The 10,788-nt window shown below is 69.9% G+C and carries 13 protein-coding genes; 2 read left to right on the forward strand and 11 right to left on the reverse strand.

The window, feature by feature from the left end:
• Positions 1-30 precede the first annotated feature (30 nt).
• From AB0E88_RS32015 to AB0E88_RS32060, 10 genes are all read right to left on the reverse strand, one after another.
• Positions 31-1,338, reverse strand: coding sequence for a dicarboxylate/amino acid:cation symporter (locus tag AB0E88_RS32015; RefSeq protein ID WP_361637925.1), 1,308 nt, complete (start codon positions 1,336-1,338; stop codon positions 31-33).
• A gap of 64 nt (positions 1,339-1,402) precedes the next feature.
• Positions 1,403-1,504 carry a putative leader peptide gene (locus AB0E88_RS32020; RefSeq protein WP_361637927.1) on the reverse strand — a complete coding sequence of 34 codons (102 nt, stop codon included), beginning with the start codon at positions 1,502-1,504 and terminating at the stop codon, positions 1,403-1,405.
• Between the two features lie 133 nt (positions 1,505-1,637).
• On the reverse strand, positions 1,638-1,949 hold the full coding sequence (locus tag AB0E88_RS32025; protein WP_361637928.1) for a DUF4229 domain-containing protein: 312 nt from the start codon (positions 1,947-1,949) through the stop codon (positions 1,638-1,640).
• 87 nt (positions 1,950-2,036) lie between these two features.
• Entirely contained in the window at positions 2,037-2,561 is a 525-nt protein-coding gene (locus AB0E88_RS32030; protein ID WP_361637930.1) for a GNAT family N-acetyltransferase, read from the reverse strand.
• Positions 2,562-2,577: 16 nt separating this feature from the next.
• Positions 2,578-3,225: a UdgX family uracil-DNA binding protein gene (locus tag AB0E88_RS32035; protein ID WP_361637932.1), complete on the reverse strand. Its 648-nt coding sequence runs from the start codon at positions 3,223-3,225 to the stop codon at positions 2,578-2,580.
• Between the two features lie 84 nt (positions 3,226-3,309).
• Entirely contained in the window at positions 3,310-4,473 is a 1,164-nt protein-coding gene (gene mqnE, locus AB0E88_RS32040) for an aminofutalosine synthase MqnE (RefSeq protein ID WP_361637934.1), read from the reverse strand.
• A 38-nt stretch (positions 4,474-4,511) separates the two neighbouring features.
• Positions 4,512-4,967, reverse strand: coding sequence for an Lrp/AsnC family transcriptional regulator (locus tag AB0E88_RS32045; RefSeq protein WP_361637936.1), 456 nt, complete (start codon positions 4,965-4,967; stop codon positions 4,512-4,514).
• A 58-nt stretch (positions 4,968-5,025) separates the two neighbouring features.
• Positions 5,026-5,694: a UbiX family flavin prenyltransferase gene (locus AB0E88_RS32050; protein ID WP_361637938.1), complete on the reverse strand. Its 669-nt coding sequence runs from the start codon at positions 5,692-5,694 to the stop codon at positions 5,026-5,028.
• Positions 5,695-5,746: 52 nt separating this feature from the next.
• A complete protein-coding gene (gene mqnP / locus AB0E88_RS32055; protein WP_361637940.1) occupies positions 5,747-6,649 on the reverse strand; it encodes a menaquinone biosynthesis prenyltransferase MqnP in 903 nt (300 codons plus the stop codon).
• Positions 6,646-8,097: a menaquinone biosynthesis decarboxylase gene (locus AB0E88_RS32060; RefSeq protein ID WP_361637942.1), complete on the reverse strand. Its 1,452-nt coding sequence runs from the start codon at positions 8,095-8,097 to the stop codon at positions 6,646-6,648. Before AB0E88_RS32060 ends, mqnP begins: the two co-directional genes overlap by 4 nt.
• Before the next feature lie 88 nt (positions 8,098-8,185).
• Here AB0E88_RS32060 and AB0E88_RS32065 point away from each other — a divergent pair, with 88 nt between their 5' ends.
• Positions 8,186-8,581, forward strand: a complete 396-nt coding sequence (locus tag AB0E88_RS32065) for a PLD nuclease N-terminal domain-containing protein (protein WP_361637944.1) — start codon at positions 8,186-8,188, stop codon at positions 8,579-8,581.
• On the forward strand, positions 8,581-9,462 hold the full coding sequence (locus AB0E88_RS32070; protein ID WP_361637946.1) for a LysR family transcriptional regulator: 882 nt from the start codon (positions 8,581-8,583) through the stop codon (positions 9,460-9,462). Before AB0E88_RS32065 ends, AB0E88_RS32070 begins: the two co-directional genes overlap by 1 nt.
• On the opposite strand, the gene AB0E88_RS32075 is transcribed toward AB0E88_RS32070, so the two are convergent.
• Positions 9,359-10,447: an EamA family transporter gene (locus AB0E88_RS32075; RefSeq protein WP_361637948.1), complete on the reverse strand. Its 1,089-nt coding sequence runs from the start codon at positions 10,445-10,447 to the stop codon at positions 9,359-9,361. The genes AB0E88_RS32070 and AB0E88_RS32075 overlap by 104 nt on opposite strands.
• Positions 10,448-10,788: the final 341 nt, after the last annotated feature.

Genomic DNA, 10,788 nt, shown 5'->3' on the forward strand with positions numbered 1-10,788 from the left:
CAACGCCACGCCGCCCTTCGGGACGATCGGTCAGGCCGCGGCCGTCACCGGCTCCGGCCGGTGCTCCGGCTCGTCGACCGGGGAGGCGCCGCCGACCGCGTCGTAGGCCGCGCGGTCCAGCAGGTTCTCGCGGGCCGCGACGATGACCGGGACCAGGGCCTGGCCGGCCACGTTGGTGGCGGTGCGCATCATGTCCAGGATCGGGTCGATCGCGAGGAGCAGACCGACACCCTCCATGGGCAGGCCCAGCGTGGACAGGGTGAGCGTCAGCATGACCGTCGCGCCGGTGAGGCCGGCGGTGGCGGCGGAGCCGACCACGGAGACGAACGCGATGAGCAGGTAGTCGCCCGCGTTCAGGTCGATGCCGAAGATCTGCGCGACGAAGATCGCGGCGATCGCCGGGTAGATCGCGGCGCAGCCGTCCATCTTCGTGGTCGCGCCGAACGGCACCGCGAAGGAGGCGTACTCCTTCGGCACACCGAGGCGCTCGGTGACCTTCTGCGTCACCGGCATGGTGCCGACCGAGGAGCGGGAGACGAACGCGAGCTGGATCGCGGGCCAGGCACCCTTGAAGAACTGCAGCGGGTTGGCCTTGGCGACGGTGGCCAGGAGCGTCGGGTAGACGACGAACAGGACGAGCGCGCAGCCGACGTAGATGTCGGCGGTGAAGGTGGCGTACTTGCCGATCAGGTCCCAGCCGTAGCTGGCGATGGCGTTGCCGATGAGGCCGACGGTGCCGAGCGGGGCGAGCCGGATGACCCACCACAGCGCCTTCTGCAGCAGCTCCAGCACGGACTCGCTCAGGGTGAGGATCGGCTGGGCCTTGTCGCCGAGCTGGAGCGCGGCGATACCGGCGACGGCCGCCATGAAGACGATCTGCAGCACGTTCAGCTCGGTGAACGGGGTGATCACGTCGGTCGGGACGATTCCGGTGAGGAAGTCCAGCCAGGAGCCGGTGTGCTTGGGCTTGCCGCCGTCCGCCGGGGTGAGACCGGTACCGGCGCCGGGGTTGGTGAGCAGGCCGATGGCCAGGCCGATGCTGACCGCGATCAGCGAGGTGATCATGAACCACAGGAGGGTCCGGGACGCCAGGCGTGCCGCGTTGTTGACCTTCCGCAGGTTGGTGATCGAGACGAGGATGGCGAAGAAGACGAGCGGGGCGACGGCGAGCTTCAGCAGGCCGATGAAGGTGTCGCCGATCTTCTCGAGCGTGGTCACCAGCCAGGACACGTCCTGGCTGCGGGCGATCCAGCCGAGCAGGACGCCCAGGACGAGACCGGCGACTATCTGGGCCCAGAAGGGCAGCTTGAAGGACTTCGTGTTCGAGGACACGGACATGCTCCGTTGGGGACGCGTAGGGGCTGACGTGGACGGGGGGTCGCGAGACGAGGGTCGCGAGACGTCAGGGGCGACAGATCCCGGACGCGCACCGGCAGAGGTCCACGTGCAGGCGCGCCACGAGCAGAAGGCTCGGGAGATGAGGGGACGCGGCTGCTGACTTCACCCTAAGACGTTAACACTTGAACTTTGAGAATCTCAAAGCCTTGCTTTGAGAGGCTGGAACACGTATCCACCCATACAACGCAAAGCGCCCCGGCGACCGAGGTCACCGGGGCGCTCGCAGCGCACGCAACGCCTTACGACGGCTGCCCCTGCGCGCGGGCGGCGTCGTCGGCGCCGTCCTCCTGGCTCTGGTTCGCCTTCAGGTTCGCCTGCATGTTGGCGCGCATGCGGTCGACCTTCGGCGCGATCTTCTGAGACGCCCGGTCCCGCTCCCCGCGCAGTGCGACGAAGCTGATCGGCGCGGAGATCACCAGCGAGAGCAGCACGACCCACATGCCGTTGGACGAGCCGAGGCCGCGCGGCACGACACCGGAGTAGACGAGACCCCAGACCACCACGAGGCAGCCCACGAAGATCCCGAGGCGCATCAGCGTGTAGCGGAGCATCTCAATCCACTCTTCCGATTCCAAACAGGGGCAGTCTCCAGTGAAGCACGCCCCCTTGCCGATCACCGACGGGGGTGCCCCCGCGCGTCAGAGCAGCGGCAGCAGCATGGTGATGTCGTCCCGGTCGTCCCCCGGTGCCACCCGGATCGCCCCGGGCACCCGGCCGACCTCCTTGTAGCCGCAGGAGCCGTAGAACCGCTCCAGGCCGAGGCCGCCCCGGCAGGTCAGCCGGATCGCCTCGATGCCCTCGAAGCCGCGGGCCTCGTCCGCCGCGGCCGCGAGCAGGTCACGGCCGTAGCCCTTGCCCTGGTGCCGGGGGTGCACCATCACCGTGTACAGCCACACCCAGTGCGTCATCAGCCGGTGGCTGTTGAAGGAGAAGAAGGCGGTCGCCGCCACCTGCCCGTCCTCGTCGTGGCCGACGAGCAGCCGGGTGCGGCCCTCGGCCATGGCCGCGAAGTGCTTCACCAGTTCCGGCCGGATCGTCTCCCGCGCCACCGGCGCGACGAAGCCGACGGCCCCGCCGGCGTTGGAGACGTCCGTCCACAGGTCGAGGAGGCCGTCGCGCAGACCGGCGTCGACGGTCGGGTCCAGCGTGAAGGTAAGGGGCATGACCCCATCGTATCTATTACGCCAGTGCGCGCGCCGCCGTTTCGAGATCCGAGACGAGCCCGCGGTACGCCGACTCCCGGTCGTCCGCGCGCAGCACCGACGACGGATGCACGGTCGGCACCAGCCGCTCGCCGCGCCCGTGGATCTCGCGCTCCAGGACCGTCCCGCGCACCTCGGTCACCCGGAACGACGACCCGAGCAGCGCCTTGCCCGCCGTCGCCCCGAGCACCACGATCAGTTCCGGCTCCACGACCGCCAGCTCGGCGGCGAGCCACGGCCCGCACGCCGTCATCTCCCGCAGGCTCGGCGCCTTGTGGATGCGCCGCTTCCTCGGCTCGGCCTGGGTGAACTTGAAGTGCTTCACGGCGTTCGTGACATACGCCTCGGCCGGATCGATCCCGGCCTCGGCGAGAGCCCGGTCCAGCAGCTTCCCGGCCGGCCCGACGAACGGCTTGCCCTGCCGGTCCTCCTGATCGCCCGGCTGCTCCCCGACGAGCATGACCCGGGCGTGCGCGTCTCCCGAGCCGAAGACGGTCCGGGTCGCGGCGAGGTGGAGGGGACAACCGCGACAGCCTGAGGCAGCCTCCCGCAGCTCGTCGAGGCCGGCACCGTCCGGAACGAAGGGCTCGGCGGTGTACTGGTCCTCGGGTGCCTTGGTAGCCATGCGCGGCGAGTACCCACCTCAGGGGCGCCAGGAACTGTGCGACCAGCCCCCACGCACCGGCACCCGAAAGACGACCCGAACCTCTCAGACCCTCATCGGCTGAGGCGACTCCCGGCGCCCGGCGTCGGGCCCGTCGTACTCCCGGATGATCTCGTAGCGCGTGTTCCGCTCCACCGGCCGGAATCCCGCGTCGCGGATCAGCTCCAGCAGATCCTCACGCGTGAGCTTGTTCGGCGTGCCGAAGTTGTCCGCGTCGTGCGTGATCTTGTACTCGACGACCGAGCCGTCCATGTCGTCCGCACCGTGCTGGAGGGCCAGCTGGGCCGTCTGCACACCGTGCATCACCCAGAACACCTTCACGTGCGGCACGTTGTCGAACAGCAGCCGGGAGACGGCGAACGTCTTCAGCGCCTCCGCGCCCGTCGCCATCTGCGTCCGTGCCTGAAGGCGGTTGCGGATCTTGCCGTCCTTCATGTCCACGAAGTCGTGCTGGTAGCGCAGCGGGATGAAGACCTGGAAGCCGTTCGTCTCGTCCTGGAGTTCACGCAGGCGCAGCACGTGGTCCACCCGGTGCCGGGGCTCCTCGATGTGCCCGTAGAGCATGGTGCACGGGGTCTTCAGACCCTTCTCGTGCGCCAGGCGGTGGATGCGGGACCAGTCCTCCCAGTGGGTGCGGTGGTCCACGATGTGCTGCCGGACCTCCCAGTCGAAGATCTCCGCGCCACCCCCCGTGAGGGACTCGAGCCCGGCGTCGATCAGCTCGTCGAGGATCTCGGAGGCGGTCAGCCCCGAGATCGTCTCGAAGTGATGGATCTCCGTGGCCGTGAACGCCTTCAGCGACACGTCCGGCAGCGCGGCCTTCAGCTCCCGCAGCGAACGCGGGTAGTAGCGCCACGGCAGGTTCGGATGCAGCCCGTTGACGATGTGCAGCTCGGTGAGGTTCTCCGACTCCATCGCCTTGGCGAGCTTGACGGCCTCCTCGATGCGCATCGTGTACGCGTCCTTCTCGCCCGGCTTGCGCTGGAACGAGCAGTACGCACAGGAGGCCGTGCACACGTTGGTCATGTTCAGGTGCCGGTTGACGTTGAAGTGGACGACGTCACCGTTCTTCCGCGTCCGCACCTCGTGCGCCAGACCGCCGAGCCACGCCAGGTCGTCCGACTCGTACAGCGCGATGCCGTCCTCGCGGGTCAGCCGCTCACCGGAGCGGACCTTCTCCTCCAGCTCGCGCTTGAGCCCGACGTCCATGCCAACACCTTTCTCCGACAGCACCGCCAACGGTATCCCTAGACCTCTTCGGGAAGCTCCCCGACCCGGTTCTCCCACTTCGTGGACAGCACGATGGTGGTCCGGGTGCGGGAGACGCCCCTGGTCCCGGACAGCCGCCGGATGATCTTCTCCAGGCCGTCCACGTCGGTCGCGCGCACCTTGAGCATGTACGAGTCGTCACCGGCGATGAACCAGCAGTCCTCGATCTCCGGAAGCTCCTTCAGCCGCTGCGCCACGTCCTCGTGGTCGGCGGCGTCGGACAGCGAGATGCCGATCAGCGCCGTGACCCCGAGACCCAGCGACGCCGCGTCGACGGTGGCCCGGTAACCGGTGATGACACCGGCCGCCTCCAGCCGGTTGATACGGTCCGTGACGCTGGGGCCCGACAGACCGACGAGGCGCCCCAGCTCCGCGTACGAGGCCCGGCCGTTCTCCCTCAGGGCCTGGATGAGCTGCCTGTCCACCGCGTCCATGCGATTGAAAGCCTTCCGCTGAAGAGTTCTGGGAGTTCGAGAAAGTCGCTCGTTGCGCTCAGCCGTTCCCACCGCGCAGTTCGCCCTTCCAGCGGCGGTACAGCCCGTGTTCGACGCCCGCGGCGTCGAGGACGCGGCCGGCGACGAAGTCCACCAGGTCCTGGATGTGCGTCGCCCCCGCGTAGAACGCCGGAGAGGCGGGCACCACACTCGCGCCCGCGTCGTCCAATGCCACCAGGTGCCGCAGCGTCTGACCGTTCAAGGGGGTCTCCCGTACGGCCACGACCAGCGTCCGGCGCTCCTTGAGGGTGACGCTCGCCGCCCGCTGGAGCAGGTCCTTCGACAGCCCGAGCGCCACGCCCGCGACACAGGCCGTGGAGGCCGGCACGATCAGCATGCCCTTCGCCGGATACGACCCCGACGACGGCCCGGCGGCCAGGTCGCCGGCGCTCCAGTACCGCACGTCGGAGACGTCCGCGGTGAAGCTGTCCGGCTTGCCGTCGGCGCCCCGCGCCAGCCACTGCGTGAGGTCGTCACGCCAGTGCGCGTCCCGGAAGGAGATGCCGGTCTCGTCGAGCAGCGTGAGCCGCGAGGCCCGGCTGACCACCAGGTCCACACTCTCCCCGGCGGCGATCAGCGCCCGCAGCACGGCGGCCGCGTACGGCGTCCCGGATGCCCCGGACACCCCCACGATCCAAGGCGTGCGCTGCGATTTCCCTGCGTTCACATCTTGAGCGTACCGGTGAACGGAGCGTTGTTCCGGACCGGTACCGCTCGCGCTAGACGGTGAGCCCCCGCACGAGCAGGTCGAGCAGCGCGCACACGAACAGCGCGATGCCGATGAAGCCGTTCACCTGGAAGAACGCCCTGTTCAGCCGGGTCAGGTCATGGGGGCGCACGATCGTGTGCTCGTAGACGAAGGCCGCGGCCACGATCAGCAGGCCCAGCCAGAAGAAGAAGCCCGCGTGCGTGATGACCGCGTACCAGGCGAAGAGGGCCGTGGTGACGGTGTGGCAGGCCCGCGCGCCCCAGATGGCCGCCGGGATGCCGAAGCGGGCCGGGACCGACATCACGCCGATCTCGCGGTCGGTCTCGACGTCCTGGCAGGCGTAGATCAGGTCGAAGCCGCCGATCCAGACGCCGACCGCGAGACCCAGGACGACCGCCGTCCACGACCACTCGCCGCTGATCGCCAGCCAGCCGCCGATCGGGCCCATCGCCTGGGCGAGACCCAGGATGGCCTGCGGGAAGTTCGTGAACCGCTTGCCGTAGGGATAGACCACCATCGGGATCACCGCGACGGGAGCCAGCGCCAGGCACAGCGGGTTCAGCAGCGCGGCCGCGCCCAGGAAGACCACCAGGGCGACCAGCGCGCCGGTCCACGCGTGGCGGACGGACATCGCGCCCGTGACCAGCTCGCGGTGCGCCGTGCGCGGGTTCCGGGCGTCGATCTCACGGTCGATGATCCGGTTGACGGCCATCGCGAAGGTGCGCAGGCCGACCATGCAGACCGTGACCAGCAGCAGCCGCGCCCAGTGGATGTTGCGGTCCCACTCGTACATCGCCGTCAGCGAGGCGATGTAGGCGAACGGCAGGGCGAAGACCGAGTGCTCGATCATCACCAGGCGCAGGAAGGCCTTCGTGCGTCCCGGCTGAGGGATCGCGGCGGACGCGCTGCTCACAGGCCGTACTCCTTCCAGCGGCGGTCCACCAGGGCCGCCGTCGCGGGGTCGGACTCGACCATGTCCGGCCAGCCGCCGTCGCGCGTGTAGCCCTCCTCGGGCCACTTCTTCGTGGCGTCGATACCCGCCTTGCCGCCCCAGAACTGCTGGTAGGAAGCGTGGTCGAGATGGTCGACGGGGCCTTCGACGACCGTGAGGTCACGGGCGTAGTCGGTGTTGCCGAGGGCGCGCCAGGCGACCTCGTGCAGATCGTGCACATCGCAGTCGGAGTCCACGACGACGATCAGCTTGGTCAGGGACATCATGTGCGCCCCCCAGATCGCGTGCATCACCTTCTGCGCGTGCTTGGGGTACTTCTTGTCGATCGAGACGATCGCGCAGTTGTGGAAACCGCCGGCCTCGGGCAGGTGGTAGTCCACGATGTCCGGGACGATGATCTTGAGGAGCGGGAGGAAGAAGCGTTCCGTCGCCCGGCCCAGCGGGCCGTCCTCGGTCGGCGGGCGGCCGACCACGATCGACTGGAGCAGCGGGCGCCGGCGCATCGTCACGCAGTCGATCGTCAGCGCCGGGAAGGGCTCCTGCGGCGTGTAGAAGCCGGTGTGGTCGCCGAACGGGCCCTCCGGCAGCATCTCGCCCGGCTCCAGCCAGCCCTCCAGCACCACCTCCGCCTGCGCCGGCACCTGCAGCGGAACCGTCTTGCAGTCGACCATCTCGATCCGCCGGCCCGCGACGAACCCGGCGAAGAGGTACTCGTCGATGTCGCCGGGCAGCGGGGCCGTCGAGGCGTACGTCACGGCCGGCGGACAGCCGAAGGCGATCGCGACGGGCAGCCGCTCACCGCGCCGCGCGGCCACCTGGTAGTGGTTGCGGCTGTCCTTGTGGATCTGCCAGTGCATGCCGATCGTGCGCCGGTCGTGGCGCTGCAGGCGGTACAGACCGAGATTGCGGACGCCCGACTCGGGATCCTTGGTGTGGGTCAGGCCCAGGTTGAAGAAGGAGCCGCCGTCCTTCGGCCAGGTGAACAGCGCGGGCAGCTGCTCCAGGTCCACGTCGTCGCCGGTGAGGACGACCTCCTGGACCGGGGCGTCCTTCACCTTCTTCGGCGGCACGTGGGCCATCGCGCCGAGCTTGCCGAACGCCTCGCGCACCCCGACGAACCCGTGCGGCAGCTCCGGCTTCAGCAGACCGCCGATCCGGTCCGAGATCTCGCCGTACGACTTCAGGCCGAGCGCCTTCAGCAGACGGCGGTCGGTGCCGAAGACGTTCATCGCGAGGGGCATGGAGGCGCCCTTCACGTTCTCGAAGAGGAGGGCGGGGCCACCGGCCTTGTTCACCCGGTCGACGATCTCCCCGACCTCCAGGTACGGGTCCACCTCGGCCTTGATGCGCTTGAGGTCGCCCTCGCGCTCCAGCGCCCTGAGCAGGGAGCGAAGATCGTCGTAAGCCATGCGTCCCAGTATCGGCCACGGGCTAGTCTGAGCCCGTCACCGGGGCCCTCCGTGCGCCCCTCGCCGTCTCCTGGGGGATGTCCCGTCCATGCTCAGGTATCTGCCGTACCTGCTGGTGCTGGCGCTGTGGATCTACGCGTTCATCGACTGCCTGAACACTCCGGAGGAGGAGGTGCGGGGGCTGCCGAAGGTGGTGTGGGTGATCATCATCCTGCTCTTCGGCGAGGTGCTGGTCGGACCGGTCGCCTGGCTGGCGGCCGGGAAGCAGCGCGGGCCGCGCCCGGCGGGCGGCTCCACCCCCTCTCAGTGGCACCGCGGCCACCGCACCGAGTGGGTCGCCCCCGACGACAACCCCGACTTCCTGAAGTCGCTGAAGGAAGAGAACAAGAAGGACGAGGCCCTGCTCAAGGACTGGGAGGCCGACCTGCGCCGCCGCGAGGAGGAGCTGCGCCGCAAGGAGCGCGGCGAGGACGACCAGAGCTGATGGAACTGCGGCTGCTCGTCACCTTCGAGAAGGTCGCCACCGTACTGAGCTTCACGCGGGCGGCGGCCGAGCTGAACTACGCCCAGTCCAGCGTGACCTCCCAGGTCCGCGCCCTGGAGGACGCGCTCGGCACCCAGCTCTTCGACCGGCTCGGCAGCCGCATCCGGCTCACCGAGGCCGGTGAGCGGCTGCTGCCGTACGCCCGGCAGATCATCGAGCTGACCGAGGAGGCCCGCGCGGCGGTCGCCGGCACCGAGGAGCCCTCCGGCACGCTCGCCGTCGGCACGATGGAGTCGCTGACCAACTACCGCCTGCCGCTCCTGCTGGAGTTCTTCCACCACAGCTACCCGAAGGTCCGCCTCACCCTGCGCCCCACCCTCGGCGACGAGACCCGGCAGGCGCTCCGGCAGGGCACCTACGACCTGGGCTTCCTGATGGAGGAGGCGACCGACCACCCGGGCCTGGAGAGCGAGGTGCTGGCCGTCGAGCCGCTGGCGCTGGTCGCGGCGCCCGGACACCGGCTGTACGGCGCTGAGGTCACGGTCGCCGACCTGGTGCGCGAACCGCTGCTGGCCACCGAGCCCGGCTGCGCCTACCGGGACCTCTTCGAGCGGGAGCTGACCGCCGCGGCGGCCGTGGAGTTCCGGGAGTTCGGCACGATCGAGGCCACCAAACGCGCGGCGGCGGCCGGCCTCGGGATCTGCCTGCTGCCCGAGGTGACGGTCGCCGCGGAACTCGCGGAGGGCTCGCTGGTACGGCTGGAGTGGCAGCCGCCGTTCACGCTTTCGACGCAGCTGGCCTGGCGGGCCGGGAAACGGCTGCCCGCGCACGCCCGGCTGTTCCTGGAGCGGGCACGGCGGCTGGTGTCCGAGCAGGGGTGAGCTTGCGGGTGGCCGGGGTGGCCTCGGCTGTCCGGGCCGGGGTGGTCTTCGGGGTTTCGGCCGCGGTGGTCTTCGGGGTCTCGGCCGGGGTGGTCTTCGGGGTCTCGGCCGCGGTGGTCTTCGTTGTCCGGCTCAGGGTGACCTTCAGGCTCGCCAGGACGATCAGCGGGACGCCGAGCGCCTGCACCGGTCCGATGTGGTGGCCGTACACCACCCAGTCCGCCACCATCGCGACCACCGGGTAGACGAAGGCCAGCACCGCGATCTTCGAGGTGGGGAGCTGGGCGTAGGCGGCGTACATCAGGACGTACATCACGCCGGTGTGGAGGAGCCCGAGGCCGGCCAGCCAGCCCCAGTCCCAGCCGGTGCCGGACATCGCGCCGAAGTCGGCGAAGGGCAGCAGCAGCGGGATGCCGACGAGGACCTGGACGAGGGCGATCAGATGCGGGCGGACCCCTGAGATCCGCTTGGTGACCAGCGTCGACAGTGCGTACAGCAGCGCGGCGAGCAGCGCCTGGCCGACGCCGAGGACGTACGTGCCGCCGCTCGCGAAGTCGGCCGGGGTGACGCCGGAGACGAGGACGAGCCCGGCGAAGGCCAGGGCGACCCAGCCGACCTTGGCGGCGGTGAGCCGCTCGCGGAAGAGGAGGGCGCCCAGCAGCACCACGTAGAACGGCTGGGTGTGGTAGACGACCGTGGCGACCGAGATCGAGGTGTTCTCGTACGCCTCGAACAGGAACACCCAGTTGAAGACGATGAACACCCCGCCGAGGACGGCGAGCCCGAGCGTGCGCGGGGTGAAGCCGTGGTGGCGCAGCCAGCCGCGGGCGGTGACGTAGCCGCCGAGGGCGAGGGCGCCGAACAGGACGCGGAAGAAGACGACGTTGAAGGGCGAGGCGCCCGACTCGACGACGAAGACGCCGAGGGTGCCGGAGAGCACCATCGCGGTCGTCAGCTGGGCCGTGCCCCGTTGCGATGAGGTCATGTCCACGACGCTACGGAGGGGGTGGGGCGGTGGTCCACGGGCCAGTGGGGGGTTCTGCCGATGGGGGTATCGGCGGTGCCGATGGCTGTGCGGCGGGGTGCTCTGGTGGGTTCGTTTTCGTCTGCGGGTGCGTGGGGGTTGCTCGCGCAGTTCCCCGCGCCCCTTATATGCCTGCGGCGGCCCGTTGCGGTCGCGTCGTGGCGTGCGTAGCGCCTACCGGCGGTTTCTGAGGCGGGGCCGGGGTGGGGGGTGTCCGTCCTCGGTCCGGCCGCCCGTCACTCGATACGGCGCCGTTGCCCGGTGCCGGCCGCTGCGGGCGGACACCCCCCACCCCGTCCCCT

The sequence above is a fragment of the Streptomyces sp. NPDC028635 genome, from assembly GCF_040637635.1.
Lineage (GTDB): Bacteria > Actinomycetota > Actinomycetes > Streptomycetales > Streptomycetaceae > Streptomyces.

Excerpts from the sequence above, each read along its gene's own strand:
- AB0E88_RS32030 (WP_361637930.1), bottom strand. The coding sequence starts at position 2,561 with ATGCCCCTTACCTTCACGCTGGACCCGACCGTCGACGCCGGTCTGCGC.
- AB0E88_RS32015 (WP_361637925.1), bottom strand. The coding sequence starts at position 1,338 with ATGTCCGTGTCCTCGAACACGAAGTCCTTCAAGCTGCCCTTCTGGGCC.
- AB0E88_RS32075 (WP_361637948.1), bottom strand. The coding sequence starts at position 10,447 with ATGACCTCATCGCAACGGGGCACGGCCCAGCTGACGACCGCGATGGTG.
- mqnE (WP_361637934.1), bottom strand. The coding sequence starts at position 4,473 with ATGGACGTCGGGCTCAAGCGCGAGCTGGAGGAGAAGGTCCGCTCCGGT.
- AB0E88_RS32025 (WP_361637928.1), bottom strand. The coding sequence starts at position 1,949 with ATGCTCCGCTACACGCTGATGCGCCTCGGGATCTTCGTGGGCTGCCTC.
- AB0E88_RS32060 (WP_361637942.1), bottom strand. The coding sequence starts at position 8,097 with ATGGCTTACGACGATCTTCGCTCCCTGCTCAGGGCGCTGGAGCGCGAG.
- AB0E88_RS32065 (WP_361637944.1), top strand. The coding sequence starts at position 8,186 with ATGCTCAGGTATCTGCCGTACCTGCTGGTGCTGGCGCTGTGGATCTAC.
- AB0E88_RS32035 (WP_361637932.1), bottom strand. The coding sequence starts at position 3,225 with ATGGCTACCAAGGCACCCGAGGACCAGTACACCGCCGAGCCCTTCGTT.
- AB0E88_RS32070 (WP_361637946.1), top strand. The coding sequence starts at position 8,581 with ATGGAACTGCGGCTGCTCGTCACCTTCGAGAAGGTCGCCACCGTACTG.
- AB0E88_RS32045 (WP_361637936.1), bottom strand. The coding sequence starts at position 4,967 with ATGGACGCGGTGGACAGGCAGCTCATCCAGGCCCTGAGGGAGAACGGC.